The following is a 15834-nucleotide window of genomic DNA, read 5'->3' as shown; positions in this document are numbered from 1 at the left end:
CGCCCTGCGTTAAACTAGGGCTTTGCCCGTTCAACCAGGAACCACCATGAGTCAAACACTCAAAACCCGTTTAGCTGAAGATATCAAAACGGCGATGCGCGCTCGCGATAGCGGACGCCTGGAGACCTTGCGTTTTCTGCAAGCCGCGATCAAACAACGCGAAGTGGACGAACGTACCGAGCTGGGCGATGCTGAAGTAAGCAGCATCATTGAAAAACAAGTCAAGCAACGCCGCGAATCCATCCAGGCTTTTGAATCTGCTGGCCGTACCGAAAGCGCCGAGAAAGAAAAATCCGAATTGCTGATTCTGCAGGAATACCTGCCACAGCAAGCCGATAGCGCCGAAATTGATGCGACCATTGCCGATGCGATTACCCAGGCTCAGGCTGACGGCGCTCAAGGCCCCGCATTGATGGGCAAAGTCATGGGGCTGGTGAAAGCCAAACTGGCTGGCCGTGCTGATATGTCCCAGGTTTCCGCTCAAGTGAAGCAAAAGCTGAACCCATGAAGCATTTGCAGGCCGAACTGGCGCAGCCCAAACAGGACTTTTTCGGCACACATATCCCCCTGATGCAGCACCTGGGCCTGCAAACCGTTAGCAGCACCGAGCAGGAAGTGATTACTTTTCTGCCCTGGCAAGCCTGTAATGCCAACTCCCGTGCCGATGTGCACGGGGGCACCTTGATGGCGATTCTGGATTTCACCCTTAGCGCCGCCGCACGGGCACAACGTCCTGGCTCAGGAATGGCCACCATAGACATGAACTCGCAGTTTCTACTGCCTGCTCGTGGCGATGTCTGGTTCAAGGCCCAATGCCTGTATCTGGAAGGCGATACCGCTTACTGCGAAGGTGGCGGGTATGACGAGAAGGAACGCTTGCTGGTTAAAGCGGCAGCCACTTTTCGAGTGGTACGCGGTAGCTGAACATCGGGTGCAATACACCTTGGAAAATGGCACGCTGCCCCAAACTGCTACCGATCTACAATAAAGCCCATTAAAAAAGCCCGTATCAAACGGGCTTTTCTATTTCCACCTACTTAATCACAGGCAAGCTTAATGCGCCTGCAAATCCTCACCCACAGGCTGATCCCATTCCGGGTTGGATTTCAAAAATGGATAATCCGTATAGCCTTTAGGCCCCTGGGTGTAAAACGAATCCCGATCCCAGCCATTCAAGGGCGCACGCAACTGCAAACGCAAGGGCAAGTCCGGATTGGACAAAAAAGCCTTACCGAACGACACGGCGTCTGCCATGCCTTTGGATAAAGTGGTCTGTGCTGTCGGCAAATCGAAATGTTCGTTAGCGATAATCGCTCCACCAAACTGGCATTTGATCATGGGCAACAAGCTGTCCGAAGCCGGGCTTTCGCGCAGGAACAAAAAGGCAATATCACGGCGATCCAGTTCGCAAGCCACGTAAGAGAACAAACGGGCCGGATCGGAATCCTTCATGCCATGCAAGCCACCACGTGGGGACAAATGCACACCGACTCGGCCAGCGCCCCAAATGGCGACACAGGCGTCCACAATCTCCAACAGGAAACGAGCCCGGTTTTCAATTGAACCACCATACGCATCCGTGCGGGTATTGGAGCCATCATGCAGGAACTGGTCGATCAGGTAGCCATTGGCACCGTGTATCTCCACTCCATCAAAGCCGGCGCTCAGCGCGTTTTGAGCGGCAACGGCAAAGTCGTCCACAATATCGGCAATTTCTTCACTGCGCAGGGCACGCGGCACCACAAAAGGACGTTCCGGGCTTAAATGGCTGACCATGCCCTCACAGGCAATTGCGCTGGGCGCAACCGGCATTTGGCCATTCAGAAACTCCGGATCAGACACACGCCCCACATGCCACAACTGCAAGACAATACGGCCACCCTTGGCATGGACGGCTTCGGTAATCGTGCGCCACGCATCTACCTGTGCACTACTCCAGATGCCCGGCGTGTGGGCATAGCCCACACCTTGCGGCGATACCGAAGTGGCTTCGGCTACAATCAGCCCCGCGCTGGCCCGCTGGCAATAGTACATACGCATCAAATCATTGGGCATACGGCCCTCCGAGGCGCGTGCGCGTGTCATGGGCGCCATGATGATGCGGTTCATGAGTTCAATATCACCCAGTTTGATTGGATCAAACAAACTAACCATTGTTTTACACTGTCCACTATTGATGTTTCCGCCAGGGCTTGAACGACACGCGCCCAAGGGAATACCCGATAAGGGTTTTTACCAGATATGTCTTTATACCATCAACGCTTAATTTGGCTTGAAATTGTTTCAAGCATCAAACGGATCAAATAAGCTATGGCACAGTTCGCCGTCATAGGATTAGGCCGCTTCGGTTCGGCCTGCGCCCTGGAACTCATGAAAATGGGCCACTCCGTACTGGGAGTGGATACCAATCCGAAACTGGTCAACAAATATGCGGACCAATTAAACCGTGCCGTCATTGCCGATGTCACTGACCGCCAGGCTCTGGAAGAGCTGGGGCTGGACAATTATGACGTAGTTCTGGTTGCGATTGGAGCTGATATTGAATCCTGCCTGGTTTGCGTGGTTCACCTGAAAAGTTTTGGTGTGCCGACAATCTGGGCCAAAGCCATTTCCCATACCCAGCACTTGATTCTGGCCAAAATTGGTGTGAACCGGATTATTCACCCCGAAGAAGAAATGGGTATACGAGTCGCCCAAATGCTCAGCTACCCCATGGTCAACGATTACATTTCTCTGGGTAACGGCGATTATGTTGTGGAAGTCACCGCCAGCGACAATATGAACGGCCAGACCATCAAGGACATCTTGCGCGAGCAAATGGCCGACGTGCAGGTCCTGCTGGTCAAACGTCGTGGCAAAACCACCATCCAGCCCGATGCTGATTTTGCCCTGCATGCCAAGGATCTGCTGATCCTGCTTGGACAGCTGCAAGCACTTCGTACCGCCGCCCCCAAATTGGTCTGATGTATGCGCAACTGGCTGCCCAATAGTCTGACTCGCCGTCTTGAGGTCAATCCTCATACCCGCACCCTGAGCGCCAGCCCGCCACTGGTGCTGGCGCTGGGTTTTATGGCCCTGATTATTCTGGGCGCGATTTTGCTGAGCCTGCCACAAGCGGCTACGCCCCGGCTGGGGATTTTTCAGGCGCTGTTCATGGCTACCTCGGCCGTCACTGTCACGGGCCTGGCGGTCATTGATCCGGCAACAGACTTGACGCACTTTGGGCAAATTGTGCTGGCGCTGCTCGTGCAAATTGGCGGTATGGGCTTTGTGACCTTTGCCGTGATTGCCGCCATCACCATGCACAAACGTATCAGTGTCAGCCAGCAGGCACTGGCACTGGAGGCTTTTAATCAAACCAGCGTGTCCCGCATCCGCAGTACAGCCTTTCAAGTGTTCAAGATTGCTGCCCTGATTGAGCTGATCGCCGCCGCCATTCTGTTTCTGCGCTGGACCATTGATTTACCGTGGACCACAGCCCTTTATCGCGCCTTGTTCCATGCGGTCACGGCTTTCAATAATGCGGGCTTCTCGCTATTTCATGACTCCTTGATCCCCATTTCCGGGGATTTCGTGTCAGTCATGACCTTATCCGGCCTGATTATTTTGGGCGGGATTGGCTTTACCGTACTGGCTGACGTAGGCCAGAAAAAACGCTGGCAAACACTTTTGCCGTACACAAAGCTGATCCTGATCGGAACACTCATCCTGAACCTGATTGGTTTTTTCAGTCTCTGGGCGCTGGAATTCACGAATCCAAACACGTTGGGCATGCTGGGCCTGGGTGATCAGGCGCTGGCCGCCTGGATGCAGAATGCGGCCACCCGTACTGCGGGCTTTACCACCATGGACATTGCCAGCCTGCGCGACAGCACTCAGTTGACCCTGATTGTGCTGATGCTGATTGGTGGCGGCTCGCTCAGTACGGCCAGCGGTATCAAAATCGGCACCTTGATTGTCTTGCTGGCGGCGGTACGCTCCTACATCCGTCAACGCGAAGAGGTGGTCTTGATGGAACGCAGCGTGGCTCCGGAAACCGTACAGAAAGCCTTGGCCCTTTTCCTGATTACCGGCGCACTGTACTTCATCAGCGTCTTGCTGCTGACCTTGTTTGAGGACATGCCCATTACCAGCCTGCTGTTTGAAGCCGCGTCGGCCTTGAGTACCACCGGCATGAGTCACGGCATTACCCACAAGCTGTCCACGCCTAGCCAGATCCTGATCATGGTGCTGATGTTTGCAGGCCGACTCGGGCCTCTAACCCTGATTTACTCGCTGGCCACCCGCAAACGCAGCCGTATTCGCTATCCGGAAGGCAACTTCCAAGTGGGCTAAACCTGTCGCTAAACCACAGATATACAAGAAGTTTTAAGAAAAACGACTATTGTCACCGAATTTTGGTATGGTTAATGGATGTAAACATCGAACAACTACTGATCAGGATGCAGGCTTATGGATCACAGGAAGATGGCTACTTTAACCAAGCGCGCTGGCACCGGGCTTAGCGCGCTTTGCCGGGAACTGACCAGCCGTGGGATTAGCTACCACCCGCTGGTCGAAATGTATCAAAGTCAAATGGCCGTTATTGGTTTGCTCAGTGACGAAGTTGTCGCCCTGCGCAAAGAGCTGGACGATCTAAAAAAAGTAGTTAAGAAAAACGGCTCATGAGCCGTTTATTTTTTGCCTGCGATTAAGGCCCCCATTCCCCTGCCTACACCTCTTGAAGCGGCCCTGTCCACATCCATGACTGTCACCCTGCCCCGTTTTTGGCTGTGCGCCGCTTTAGCCTTGTGTTCTGCCACTGCCTACAGTCAAAACGATCGGGTTCTGTCTACACAAAAGCAGCCTGGCTCCCTTCCCGGCATTGCGCCTATCCCGCCTGCGGCTCCCGTTCTGAACTACGGGACGACCTTGTTCACGCCCGACTATCAGGGTGTGCGCCTGCATACTTACCTGGATGAATGGCAGCGTCAGACTCAGCTGGACTCCGGGGAACTGGCAACTCCGGCGCGTCAGGACAATCTGTTTATCGTCTTGCACTACCGCTACACCAACACCAGCCCTCGTCCACTGAATCCGCAGATCCATCGGCCACGCCTGTTTCTGGTTGACCCTTCAGGCCAGAAAGTAGCGCCCAATCAGCGAGCGACACAGGACTATCGCTACGCTCATGATCTGGACACGGTTGGCCCTGACAAAATCAACCCCTTGGTGAGCGTTTCGGATGTCGCAGTCTTTGAGATCAGCCCAGCCTTGTTTGATGCCACTCGCTGGCACTTTATGATCCAGGAAGGCCAGGCTATCCGCATTCCTTTGACGGTTGTCCCTGAAAAACCGTCTAAAAACGCCGAATAAACATAATAGACACCCCCTCCATACCAATAAATCATTAAACTCTGCGCTCAGACAGACCCGTCTTATAAACAGGCATGGAATAATACGGGGCCATATAAGCGAAATTAGTCGACAAAGCTCTCACCTCACATACGGTGAGAGCAAGGAAACAAGATTGCGTCATACCCCCTTTCGGATCAGCGCCACCCTCATCGTTGCCAGCGTCCTGCTCCTGCTGGTGCTGAGATCACTACCCACGCGCCCCGAACCCGGTCCTGAACTGATCCAGGTAGAAGGCGGCTCTTTTATGGCCGGCAATTTTCAGGTTCCCATGCGTAACTCCGACGGTGAGTTGTCCGTGCAATGGGTGGCACAGCCGGATCAGGGGGCTCTGGAGCCCTACCCGGTAGAGGTCAACGCCTTTTCCATCATGAAAAAAGAGGCAACTAACGCCTTGTACGATCGCTTCTTGAAGCAAACCAAGCGCCCTGCGCGCTGGCAGCCGGTAAAAGGCGATGGCGAACAGGTCGCCAATATGCCCTACGACGAAGCCGAAGCCTTTTGTGCCTGGTTAGGAAAAAACAACGGCCTGGACATGCGCCTGCCTACAGAGGCTGAATGGGAATACGCGGCCCGCAGCCGTGGCCAGCCCTTTCCCTGGGCAACCGACAACGGCCAGTGGCAGGCAGGCCGCAACTTGCCTGAGCAAGGCAATGAAGCAGACAAAAACAAGACGGGCGCCTTCCCACCCAATCCGCTGGGCATTCAGGATATGGCCAATGGCCTGCATGAATGGGTGATCTCAGACCCGACCCGGGATCCAGCCCACGTACGGATTTTCAAAGGCGGCAGCAATGAGGGAGCCAGCTCACGCCACACCATCCCCACACGCGGCATTGTCTTTCCCTTGTCGGAAGCGGCTATTGACGCCAAGCCCGAACTGGCTCGTCTGAAAGGCCGCCCAATAGGCACTGTGTATTTCCAGCACTCCACCGCGCGTTGTGTGGCCCCCTTGAAAACCAACGGCACGCCACCCGTATCGGCCACGCAAAACACCATCCTGCCACCGATTTTTGATGATGTGACGGACAAGCGCAAACCAAGCGACGAACCTTAAACAATCCCCGGCGGCAATCCACTGGTACAGACGGCCACAACCTTGGCGTCGTCTTCGCTGGTGGATAAATAGATATGTCCGATACCACTGTCAAAATACGCTGACTCGTGGGCTTCCAGAAACAGGGTTTCGCCAGTTTCAAACTGAATGGCAATAGAGCCGGACAGCACGATCACAAACTCCTGCCCAGAGTGACGGATATAGTCGTCAAACTCGCTGGCATCGCGTGAATCAATCACGGCCAGAATCGGATTCATGTGCTTGCCGCTGAGCTCGCCAAACAACAGGCCGTATTCATAGTTGCGGGTGGCATAGCCAGGGGTGGCCGTAGATTTATGGCTGGAAATGCCCACTTCGGTGGTGGGCAATGGCTGCGCAGTTTCCTGATCGGGAACGGCAAACAAAGAACCGACTTCAATATTCAGGGCACGGGCCAGGACCACAAACTTTTCATAGCTTAAAGTGACCTGCCCCAACTCTGCTTTGGAAATGGTAGATAGCGCCAAGCCAGTTTTTTCAGACAACTGCTTGAGTGTCTGTTTTTGATTATGTCGGGCTTGGCGCAGGCGGGTTCCTACCTGTTCCTTGCTGAGCAGTTCATTACGTAGCATTCCTGGATTGTAAGCGGCGCAAACGGAACCAGGCAATCAGAATCCAGGCCATCAAAACAAAGCCCAGGTAACCGAAAAACGGATATACCGTACCCACCAGATTGATGAAACCAATCTTGGCGCCCACCAGTCCCAGCACCCCGGCGATAGCTGTACCGATATTGAATTTACGGGTATTGGGCGTAAAAATCCGGGCCGAGAAGGAATACAGCACACCCACCGAGGTCGTCAGAATCATGGCGAAAATCACCACGGACATAATGGTTCCCAGCAGTTTGGACTGTTCAGTAGCCAGCATCAGCATGGGCAAGGCCGCCGAGCCAATCGTATCGATACGGCCAAACACACCGGCGCTGATCAGCACAATCAAAAAGCCCAGCAACAAGCCACCTACCAGTCCACCGAGCAAGGCATTGCGCCGAGAAGTCGCTTGCGCACCGGCAATCATCAGGAACGGCGCCCCCACCACCATGTTGTAGGACACGTACAGCAAAGAGCCAACCAGCCAATGCCCCGCACCTTGTGGTTTAGTCTGCGCAATCACATCCAGTTCTTCTAATGGCAAATCCCGCGTATTCCAGCTGTAAATACACAGGAAAATCATCATCAGAACCAGGATGGGCGTGACGCTGCCAATAAAGGCCATCACCCGATCCACGCGCAAGAACACAATCAGCACGGTAATCAGCATGACGGCGATACTGCCGTATTGCGCCGGCACGCCCCATTGCTGCTCCATCAGCGAGCCGCCACCAGCAAACATCACCACGGCAATCGCATACATGAAGAAGGTAATCATGATGTCGACCACCACACCCAGACGCGGCCCACAAATCAGATACAAGCCCTCTTTGAAGGAATGCGATACCGAAACCTGGCTAAGCTCCCCCACCGCCATGCCCAGTATCGTGAAGCACAGACCACTGACCACCCCTCCCAGCAGCCCCCAATACCCAAAGCTGCTGAAAAACTGCAATATCTCTTGTCCTGATGCAAAGCCGGCCCCCACCACCACACCGACAAAGGCCATCGCAATGCCCAGGATATTTTTTATATTCGACATGCTTTCTCCTCCGGGAGATCAAAGTGCTGCTGTTTTTATGTTCTGAAACGAGCGGGTGATACCACAGCCGGATCAATATTCAGGGCCTTCAAAGAATCGGGCAGATCCTGCTTTTGCAACAAACTGGCCGCCAGCAAGGACGCGCCTGCGGCGGTTTGAATCCCATAGCCACCTTGACCGGCCAGCCAGAAAAAGCCGGGGCAGTTTGCATCCTGACCAATCACCAGCTCACCATCAGGAGCAAAACTGCGCAGCCCCGCCCAAGTGTGGCTGGGACGACGGATACGGAGCTGAGTGCGCTCTTCAATACGGTAAATGCCGGTGGCCACATCCAGCTCTTCAGCCACGACATCATGGGCATCCACGTCGTCGGCATTGGCCGGTGAACCCAGCAACATGCCGGCATCGGGCTTGAAGTAAAACTCTTCGCCAATATCAATGACGGCGGGCCAGTCACGATGATCCACACCTTCGGGCGGCGAAAACAGGAAAGCGGAACGGCGTTTGGGTTGAATGCCCAAAGCCTGCACGCCACAGCGTTCTGCCAAGGTATCAGCCCAGGCACCCGCCGCATTGACCAGCACACGAGTGCGCAAACTTGCAGGCTCGGCGTTGAGCTGAACTTCCCAACATTCGCCATCCCACTTGGCCGACACCACTTCCGTATCCAGACGCAGTTTCACACCCTTGGCTTGTGCACCTTTCAGAAACCCTTGGTGCAAGGCATGCACATCCATGTCCTGACCCTGACCGTCATACAAGGCACCGGCCAACTGCGCAGGGTCCAGACAGGGCACCATGGCCAAGGCTTCTTCGGCACTCAAGCGGCTCACATCCAGACCTTGTTCATGCCAATCCTGATACTGGCTGTCCAGCAAATCCTGCTGATCGGCGGTCCCCACATACAGCACACCGCGCGGCAGCAAAATTGGCTGATCGCTAAAGCCCGCAGGTGGATGGCTGAAAAAATCATTGCCCGCAACAGTCAAGGCACGAATCGTTTCCGTACCATAGGTTTCAACAAACATCGCAGCCGAGCGTCCCGTGGAGTGATACGCAGCATGGGACTCTCTTTCCAGAACCAGCACTTGGGCACTTTCGGGCAAACGGTAGGCCAAAGACACGCCTGCCATCCCGGCTCCAACAATTACGTAGTCGTACACCATAAAATTCTCATATCCGATAATTGAGGGCTAATAGTAGGTCTTTCCAAGAAAAACATCCAAGAGGGTTTTTACTAGGCGGACACTTCGGGCTTGCTTGCAAGCCTTGTGTGGCGCCAGATCGAAGTCATTTCAGTTTAGATACAGGCCCTTGCATCTGGTCCAGTTGTTGCTGCTCCGGAAAACTGGAAGAACCTCACAGCTGACGGTTGAGCATCGCAAGCCTGTCCAAGCCTCTCATTCTTTTTAGTTCTCAATCTGCCATTTAGCCGCCATATAAGTGGCGCTTTAAGTTTGCAATCGCAACTCGCTATAAGCCTATATACATAACCCTTGAGTTAGATCAATTCTGCTCCGAACAACGGTTTCTTGCCTCCTGGGCTCTCTATACCATCCGTACTGAGTGTGACTCGAAGTTATTTGACGCATTTATTTAATAATTATGGGTAATGTCTATGAATGTCTTATCTAAGACCTTGATCCTTGCACTAGTGGGGTTGGGGGCCGCTTATGGTGGATCTCAGCTTATTTTGTCGCAACGCAGCATCGTCTCCCCCTCGGCAAGCACCATCAAGCTGGATGATGACGCCCTGATCAAGCAGGGAGCCTACGTCTCCCGCACCGGCGACTGCGTGGCCTGTCATACCGTTCCTGGCGGTCAAAAGTATGCAGGCGGCCTGGCCATGCAAACCCCGCTGGGAGCGATCTACTCCACCAACATCACACCCGACGAGGACACCGGCATAGGCAATTACACCCTGGACGAGTTCAAAACGGCCGTCCAGCACGGAGTACGCAAGGACGGCGCTGCACTCTACCCCGCCATGCCCTACCCCTCCTACTCGGTCATGAGCGACGAGGACATGAATGCCTTGTACGCCTATTTCATGAAGGGCGTTCCGGCGGTCAAACAGCAAAATGCCGAGCCCACTTTGCCCAAGCTCTTCCAGATGCGCTGGACCATTGCTTTCTGGCAATGGTTGTTTGCTCCCACTGATCAGACATTTGTGGCTGATGAAGGCCTGGATGATCTGAAAAACCGGGGGGCTTATCTGGTGCAGGGCCCCGGCCACTGCGGTGCCTGTCACACACCGCGCGGCGTGGCATATCAAGAACTGGCCTTGAGCCTGAAAGACGGCGACGACTATCTGTCCGGTGCCGTGATTGATGGCTGGCGCGCCAAGAGCCTGCGCGGCGAAGGTCGTGGCCTGGCCAGCTGGTCTGAAGACGAGCTGCTGGATTTCTTTGCCACCGGCCGTACCGATAAAGTAGCGGCCTTTGGCGCCATGACGGATGTGGTCGAACACAGCACTCAGTACATGACACCTCGGGACCAGAAGGCCATGGCGCAGTATCTGAAATCCCTGCCACCCGTCAAAGGTCGCAACCCCGAGATCCCGCACCAAGCGGATACCACTACGCAAACACAGCTGGATGGTCAGTACACCTCGCCCGGCGCCTGGTTGTATGCCGCCCACTGTGTGACCTGTCACCGGGCCGACGGCAAGGGCGTACCCCGTGTTTTCCCGGCACTGGCCGGCAACTCGGCTGTTTTTGCCAACAACCCGCAATCGGTCATTCAAGTGACCCTGGAAGGTGGACGCATGCCTGAAAACAGCGTCGACACAATGAGCTTCACCATGCCTGCCTTCCGCCATTTGGGCGACCAGGAAATCGCCGATCTTGTTAACTACATTCGTACCAGCTGGACCAACCAGGCCCCCACCGTGCAGGCGGCCGACGTTGCCCACATCCGCCAGTTTGTAGCCAATAAATCGCCCAATATCCTGCCTCAAGGAGCCAGCCATGAGTAAAGCCAAAACCCTGTCCGTTCTGGCTGTGGCCATTGCCGGTGTCGCAGCGGCAAGCTGGTATGCCTTTGCAGCCAGCCCCGCCCTGACGGGCCCGACCCCAGCCACGTATCCCATTATTAATGTGGAAAGCAAAGAGGTGGTGGGTCAATACACCATTCCTTCGGACCTGCTGATCGAGAAAGAACCAAACGCCGACGCCATTTTGTACGGCAAACGCCTCTTGAACGAAACACGTCGTCTGCTGCCCGACAATGTGGGCGCCGCCATGAACTGCAATAGTTGCCATATTGACCAAGGCAAAGCTCCGCGCGGTGCGCATTACATCAACAGCTTTGTCAGCTACCCGAAGGTCATGCCCCGCTCGGGCAAGATGGTGGACTTGGCCGGCCGCATCAATGGCTGTTTCATGCGCTCCATGAATGGCAAGGCCATAGCTGTAGACTCGCCGGAAATGCAAGGCATGCTGGCGTATATGAAGTGGTTGGCGCAAGGGGTTCAAGCCGGTCAAAAAGTCCAGGTGCCTATTGACGGCCCACTGGATCATGATCTGATCCCCAATCCCGAGCGTGGTAAAGCACTTTATGCGGTCCAATGTGCCAGCTGCCACGGCTTTGAAGGTCAAGGCCTGAAGGATGAACGCGGCAATATCGTATTTCCGCCATTATGGGGGGATGAATCCTTCAATATAGGCGCAGGTATGGCACGTACCTTCAAGGCCGCGGTATTCATCAAGTACAACATGCCCATGAGCGTGGCGTCGCACGGAGCCTGGGGCCAAGGAGGTGTGCTGAATGATCAGGATGCTGTGGACATTGCCGAGTACTTTACGCATATGCCACGGCCTGACTTTGCGGGCAAAGTGAACGACTGGCCGAATGGTAAAAAACCCAAGGATGCACGGTATTAACATCCGCGCTTCCTGATTGGATTAAAGCGTGCCAGACGCTTTTTCCAGAAGGTCTGCCCCCCCAAGACAGACACCCTTAAAGCCATTAACACTGCCCTCTTGATGAGGGCAGTGTTTTCCTGTTTCGCGAAGCACCGGCACTCAATTGCAGACTGTTTCCACCATTTTGGCTGTACTTCCAAGCCTGACAAGCAGACTGCGATAGTCATCACTTTCCGCCTTGCCCTCTCCTGCTCCTCCCTGCTCAATTCAAGCTCCTTGCCATCCCTATCATTAAGCGCAATCGTGTAGCATCGTTCCTCTCTCTATCCTTGAAACCCAGCTACTCATCAGGTGAACGCATGATCCATGGAAAAACCCTGGCGGCCTGGCAAGACAGCCATCCCCTTATCCGCGATCTGATCGCCCTGAAAGAAAGCACCTGGTTCAATCCAGCCATCGCCCCCACCGCCCAAGCCCTGGCAGATGTGGGACTGGACGCCAAGGATGTGCAGGCTGCCAGCGCGCGTCTGCAACGCTTTGCGCCGTATCTGAAGGCCGTCTTTCCAGATACCGCAACCAGCAACGGCATTATCGAATCCCCTCTCAAGCCCTTGCATCAGCTACGCCAAACACTGATTCAAGAAAACGTGCTGGAGCAGGCAGGGGCCTTGTGGCTGAAGGCTGATAGCGAACTTCCCATTTCCGGTTCCATCAAAGCCCGTGGCGGCATCCATGAAGTCCTGAAACATGCAGAGGATCTGGCACTGGAAGCAGGCCTGATCACGCTGACGGACGACTACAGCCAGCTGGATAGCGAACAGGCCCGTACTTTCTTCAGCCAATACTCCATCGCCGTCGGCTCCACCGGCAACCTGGGACTATCAATCGGCATCATGAGTGCCAAGCTGGGCTTTAAAGTCAGCGTCCATATGTCTGCCGATGCCCGCCAATGGAAAAAAGACAAGCTGCGAGCCAACGGCGTCAATGTGGTCGAGCACCAATCCGATTACAGCGTGGCGGTGGAGCAAGGCCGCGAACAAGCCTCCCAGGACCCGCGCTGCTACTTTGTGGATGATGAAAACTCCCCGGATCTTTTTCTGGGCTATGCAGTGGCTGCCGAACGACTGGCAGCACAGTTTCAGCAAGCGGGCATTGTTGTGGACGTGGACCACCCCTTGTTTGTCTACCTGCCCTGCGGCGTTGGTGGTGGCCCTGGTGGCGTAGCCTTTGGCCTGAAACTGATTTTTGGCGATGCCGTGCATTGCCTCTTTTCGGAACCGACTCACTCGCCTTGCATGCTACTTGGCGTCTATACCGGTTTGCATGATGAGATCAGCGTACAAGACTTCGGAATTGATAACGTCACCGCCGCTGATGGCTTGGCCGTAGGACGCCCTTCGGGCTTCGTGGGCAAAGCCATGCAGCGTCTGATCGACGGCTATTACACCGTCACGGACGAAGAGTTATACCGTTTGATGGTCATTGCCTACGAACAGGACAAGGTCAAACTGGAACCCTCCGCCCTGGCTGGCGTGCCCGGCATGGCGCGGGTATTGAACTCGCCTGAATATCTGCAGCGTATGAGTTTTACGCATGTTCAGCTGGAGAACGCTACCCACCTGGTTTGGGGAACGGGCGGCAGCATGGTGCCGGAGACGGAGTTTCAAACCTATCTGGATAAGGGGCGCAGCCTGTAAGCGGAAACAGACAGAACAGGCTCTTAGGCAAGGCTGCGCCTGTTCAATCTCCTGACGTAGGGCCGGACATCAAACTCCGGCTCTTTGCCTCTGCCGCCACACACCGGGCGAGACTCCTTCCAAACGGCTAAAAGCACGGCTCAGGCTGGACTCATTGTCATACCCCACCTGCGCGGCAATTTGCCCTATCGTCTGCGAACCGGCTGCCAACAAAAGCTTGGCTTTATAGATACGCCAAGCCGTCAAATACGCCAAGGGGGCTAGCCCGACAGCCGCCTTGAACAAAGCAGAAAAGGTGGACCGGGACAGCCCGATCAGTGCGCCCATTTCCTCCACCGACCACGGACGCGCAATCTGCTGATGCACAGCTTGCAAGACCGGGGCCATCCTGGGGTCTCGAATACCCGCCAACAGCCCTGCCCCCAAGGAGGCACAGTGCGATAAAGCCCGCAGCACCTGAATGAACATCACATCAACCAGACGGGCGTTAATCAGCTGAGTTCCATAATCCCGGCTTTGCGCTTCGGTTTGCAGCACATGCAGGATGCTTTTTATGGCGGCAGCATCTTCCGCCCTCAAGCGAGTGTGTACCAAGGGGCCAAGCGCACTGAACAGGGGTTCGGCAGCCAACTTGTTGAAAGCAAAGCGGGCCGTCACGATTTCAGTCAAAGCTCCATCGCCCCCATGGATGATCGGCTCATCATGCGGATACCGAGCCAAAGTCTCACAGGAAACCAGCGGACTTTCCTTGCCGTCACACAGCGAGAATTGCACCCCTGGTTGAACAAGCATGCAGGTGTCCGCTTCCAGCAGCACGGGATCGGCTCGCTGCTCTCCCTTCAAATAACAAGCCCCTTTGCTGACAATCAACAGCCGCGCATACTCGCCGGTGTCAAAGCTGACGCCCCAAGGCGCACACAGTTGGAAGCACGCATACAAAGCATGCTGCAAACGCATGCCATCCAGGATTTCATCAAAGGGGTTCATGACTATCAGACGATAAGACAGGAAAATCGGATTTTTAACTATAGATCGTCTGAAGCCTCAGGCCTAGCATGCTCCATGCAAGTATCAACAGGAGCATGCATGGACACCTACCGTTTTACACAATATGGCAGTTTGGACTACCTGGCACGAGGTCAGGAACCGCTTCCCGAACCAGGTCCCGGACAAGTGCGGGTTCAAGTCATGGCCTCGTCCTTGAACTTCAGAGACCGGTTGGTCATGAAAGGTACATTGCGCTATCCCACTACGCCAGGAGCTGTACCACTGTCAGATGCAGCAGGAATCATTGATGCCCTTGGCCCCGGCGTGCAGCGCTTCAAGTTGGGCGACCGTGTCATCAACAGTTTTTTCCCGAACTGGTTCGGTGGCCCAGCCTACGCAGGCCGGGAACAATATGGTGTTGAGCATGACGGCTGGCTGACTCAATACAAAGTCGTGTCGGCAGAGGCCTTGTCGCCTATGCCCGCCCATCTGAGTTTTGAAGAGGCAGCAACCCTGCCTTGCGCAGCCTTGACGGCCTGGTCCGCACTGGCCGGTATTAATGCAGGCGATACAGTGCTGACACAAGGAGCAGGTGGCGTGTCCATTTTTGCCATTCAATTGGCCAAGGCAATGGGAGCCTACGTCATCTCCAGCACTTCTTCAGACAATAAGTTCGACAAGCTGCTGCAGTTAGGGGCTGACCAGGTTTTCAACTACAAAGACACGCCAGAATGGTCCGAGCTTGTACGAGACTACACGCACGGCGAAGGCGTCAATCGTATTGTCGATGTCGGTGGTCCGGTGACAATTGCGCAATCCATCAAAGCGATTGCTGTAGGTGGGCAAGTGTCCTTGATCGGCTCCTTGGGAAAATCCGTGCAATCGCTGGATGTCATGGATCTGGTCTTTAGTCAAGCCAACTACAAAGCCATTGGTGTAGGTAGTCGCAGTGATCTGGAAGCCATGAATCGAGTCATTAGCCAGCACCGAATCCATCCGGTGATCGACCGGGTCTTCAATTTTAAAAACGCTCATGAAGCCTACCGCTATCTGCAAGAGCGCGATCGCTTTGGAAAAATCGTGATCCATCACTAATGACGGAGTCCGAGCATAAGATAAATCAAAGCTAATTGAGAAGCAGTTGTAATACAATCCCGCC

Annotated in this window: 16 protein-coding genes; 11 read left to right on the top strand and 5 right to left on the bottom strand. The window is 54.8% G+C overall.

The features are described from left to right. Nucleotides 1–46 precede the first annotated feature (46 nt). Together ACLPGZ_RS05730 and ACLPGZ_RS05725 are read left to right on the top strand one after the other, a co-directional pair. Nucleotides 47–508: a GatB/YqeY domain-containing protein gene (locus ACLPGZ_RS05730; RefSeq protein ID WP_009454206.1), complete on the top strand. Its 462-nt coding sequence runs from the start codon at nt 47–49 to the stop codon at nt 506–508. Continuing rightward, nucleotides 505–924, top strand: coding sequence for a PaaI family thioesterase (locus tag ACLPGZ_RS05725; RefSeq protein ID WP_009454207.1), 420 nt, complete (start codon nt 505–507; stop codon nt 922–924). Before ACLPGZ_RS05730 ends, ACLPGZ_RS05725 begins: the two co-directional genes overlap by 4 nt. Nucleotides 925–1053: 129 nt before the next feature. Here the strand turns inward: ACLPGZ_RS05725 and ACLPGZ_RS05720 are convergent, their stop codons facing one another. Next, the gene (locus ACLPGZ_RS05720) at nt 1054–2154 is read right to left on the bottom strand and encodes an alkene reductase (RefSeq protein WP_009454209.1); all 1101 of its coding nucleotides are present in this window, start codon (nt 2152–2154) and stop codon (nt 1054–1056) included. Between the two features lie 156 nt (nt 2155–2310). Between ACLPGZ_RS05720 and ACLPGZ_RS05715 the strand changes: the two genes are divergently transcribed. The 5 genes from ACLPGZ_RS05715 to ACLPGZ_RS05695 all read left to right on the top strand — a co-directional run bounded on the left by ACLPGZ_RS05715 (nt 2311) and on the right by ACLPGZ_RS05695 (nt 6451). Next, entirely contained in the window at nt 2311–2964 is a 654-nt protein-coding gene (locus ACLPGZ_RS05715; protein ID WP_239055644.1) for a potassium channel family protein, read from the top strand. Between the two features lie 3 nt (nt 2965–2967). Then, complete coding sequence (locus tag ACLPGZ_RS05710) at nt 2968–4335, top strand: TrkH family potassium uptake protein (RefSeq protein WP_009454213.1); 1368 nt, start codon at nt 2968–2970, stop codon at nt 4333–4335. A gap of 132 nt (nt 4336–4467) precedes the next feature. Beyond that, entirely contained in the window at nt 4468–4668 is a 201-nt protein-coding gene (locus ACLPGZ_RS05705) for a hypothetical protein (protein WP_223254031.1), read from the top strand. 12 nt (nt 4669–4680) lie between these two features. Next, nucleotides 4681–5355 (top strand): hypothetical protein, encoded by a 675-nt coding sequence (locus tag ACLPGZ_RS05700; RefSeq protein WP_035273213.1) that lies wholly within the window; start codon nt 4681–4683, stop codon nt 5353–5355. A gap of 154 nt (nt 5356–5509) precedes the next feature. Continuing rightward, nucleotides 5510–6451 carry a formylglycine-generating enzyme family protein gene (locus tag ACLPGZ_RS05695; RefSeq protein WP_115633623.1) on the top strand — a complete coding sequence of 314 codons (942 nt, stop codon included), beginning with the start codon at nt 5510–5512 and terminating at the stop codon, nt 6449–6451. Here the strand turns inward: ACLPGZ_RS05695 and ACLPGZ_RS05690 are convergent. From ACLPGZ_RS05690 to ACLPGZ_RS05680, 3 genes are read right to left on the bottom strand one after another with little or no spacing between them, the layout of a single operon-like run. Beyond that, nucleotides 6448–7062 carry a helix-turn-helix domain-containing protein gene (locus ACLPGZ_RS05690; RefSeq protein WP_115633622.1) on the bottom strand — a complete coding sequence of 205 codons (615 nt, stop codon included), beginning with the start codon at nt 7060–7062 and terminating at the stop codon, nt 6448–6450. The two genes, ACLPGZ_RS05695 and ACLPGZ_RS05690, sit on opposite strands and share 4 nt — an antisense overlap. Beyond that, nucleotides 7052–8125 (bottom strand): YkvI family membrane protein, encoded by a 1074-nt coding sequence (locus ACLPGZ_RS05685; protein ID WP_035273217.1) that lies wholly within the window; start codon nt 8123–8125, stop codon nt 7052–7054. The genes ACLPGZ_RS05690 and ACLPGZ_RS05685 overlap by 11 nt, the downstream gene beginning before the upstream one ends. 35 nt (nt 8126–8160) lie before the next feature. Continuing rightward, entirely contained in the window at nt 8161–9291 is a 1131-nt protein-coding gene (locus ACLPGZ_RS05680; protein WP_035273219.1) for an NAD(P)/FAD-dependent oxidoreductase, read from the bottom strand. 452 nt (nt 9292–9743) lie between these two features. On the opposite strand from ACLPGZ_RS05680, the gene ACLPGZ_RS05675 reads away from it, so the two are divergent. From ACLPGZ_RS05675 to ACLPGZ_RS05665, 3 genes are all read left to right on the top strand, one after another. Beyond that, a complete protein-coding gene (locus tag ACLPGZ_RS05675; RefSeq protein ID WP_115633621.1) occupies nt 9744–11102 on the top strand; it encodes a cytochrome c in 1359 nt (452 codons plus the stop codon). Further along, nucleotides 11095–12009 (top strand): c-type cytochrome, encoded by a 915-nt coding sequence (locus tag ACLPGZ_RS05670; protein ID WP_115633620.1) that lies wholly within the window; start codon nt 11095–11097, stop codon nt 12007–12009. Before ACLPGZ_RS05675 ends, ACLPGZ_RS05670 begins: the two co-directional genes overlap by 8 nt. Before the next feature lie 341 nt (nt 12010–12350). Next, complete coding sequence (locus tag ACLPGZ_RS05665) at nt 12351–13688, top strand: D-serine ammonia-lyase (protein ID WP_115633618.1); 1338 nt, start codon at nt 12351–12353, stop codon at nt 13686–13688. Nucleotides 13689–13757: 69 nt separating this feature from the next. On the opposite strand, the gene ACLPGZ_RS05660 is transcribed toward ACLPGZ_RS05665, so the two are convergent. Further along, complete coding sequence (locus ACLPGZ_RS05660) at nt 13758–14675, bottom strand: cupin domain-containing protein (RefSeq protein ID WP_429641052.1); 918 nt, start codon at nt 14673–14675, stop codon at nt 13758–13760. 99 nt (nt 14676–14774) lie between these two features. Here ACLPGZ_RS05660 and ACLPGZ_RS05655 point away from each other — a divergent pair, with 99 nt between their 5' ends. Beyond that, a complete protein-coding gene (locus ACLPGZ_RS05655; protein ID WP_429641051.1) occupies nt 14775–15770 on the top strand; it encodes a zinc-dependent alcohol dehydrogenase family protein in 996 nt (331 codons plus the stop codon). The last annotated feature ends 64 nt before the right edge of the window (nt 15771–15834 follow it).

The organism is Alcaligenes sp. Me129 (assembly GCF_050487245.1).
GTDB lineage: Bacteria > Pseudomonadota > Gammaproteobacteria > Burkholderiales > Burkholderiaceae_B > Alcaligenes > Alcaligenes phenolicus.
Note: the sequence above shows the minus strand (reverse complement) of the source record. Positions and strands in the feature narration are given on the sequence as shown.

Bases quoted from the DNA above. Each gene is read 5' to 3' on its own strand.
- ACLPGZ_RS05675 (WP_115633621.1), top strand. From the start codon at position 9,744: ATGAATGTCTTATCTAAGACCTTGATCCTTGCACTAGTGGGGTTGGGG.
- ACLPGZ_RS05690 (WP_115633622.1), bottom strand. From the start codon at position 7,062: ATGCTACGTAATGAACTGCTCAGCAAGGAACAGGTAGGAACCCGCCTG.
- ACLPGZ_RS05705 (WP_223254031.1), top strand. From the start codon at position 4,468: ATGGCTACTTTAACCAAGCGCGCTGGCACCGGGCTTAGCGCGCTTTGC.
- ACLPGZ_RS05680 (WP_035273219.1), bottom strand. From the start codon at position 9,291: ATGGTGTACGACTACGTAATTGTTGGAGCCGGGATGGCAGGCGTGTCT.
- ACLPGZ_RS05715 (WP_239055644.1), top strand. From the start codon at position 2,311: ATGGCACAGTTCGCCGTCATAGGATTAGGCCGCTTCGGTTCGGCCTGC.
- ACLPGZ_RS05730 (WP_009454206.1), top strand. From the start codon at position 47: ATGAGTCAAACACTCAAAACCCGTTTAGCTGAAGATATCAAAACGGCG.
- ACLPGZ_RS05720 (WP_009454209.1), bottom strand. From the start codon at position 2,154: ATGGTTAGTTTGTTTGATCCAATCAAACTGGGTGATATTGAACTCATG.
- ACLPGZ_RS05660 (WP_429641052.1), bottom strand. From the start codon at position 14,675: ATGAACCCCTTTGATGAAATCCTGGATGGCATGCGTTTGCAGCATGCT.
- ACLPGZ_RS05665 (WP_115633618.1), top strand. From the start codon at position 12,351: ATGATCCATGGAAAAACCCTGGCGGCCTGGCAAGACAGCCATCCCCTT.
- ACLPGZ_RS05725 (WP_009454207.1), top strand. From the start codon at position 505: ATGAAGCATTTGCAGGCCGAACTGGCGCAGCCCAAACAGGACTTTTTC.
- ACLPGZ_RS05710 (WP_009454213.1), top strand. From the start codon at position 2,968: ATGCGCAACTGGCTGCCCAATAGTCTGACTCGCCGTCTTGAGGTCAAT.
- ACLPGZ_RS05655 (WP_429641051.1), top strand. From the start codon at position 14,775: ATGGACACCTACCGTTTTACACAATATGGCAGTTTGGACTACCTGGCA.
- ACLPGZ_RS05685 (WP_035273217.1), bottom strand. From the start codon at position 8,125: ATGTCGAATATAAAAAATATCCTGGGCATTGCGATGGCCTTTGTCGGT.
- ACLPGZ_RS05670 (WP_115633620.1), top strand. From the start codon at position 11,095: ATGAGTAAAGCCAAAACCCTGTCCGTTCTGGCTGTGGCCATTGCCGGT.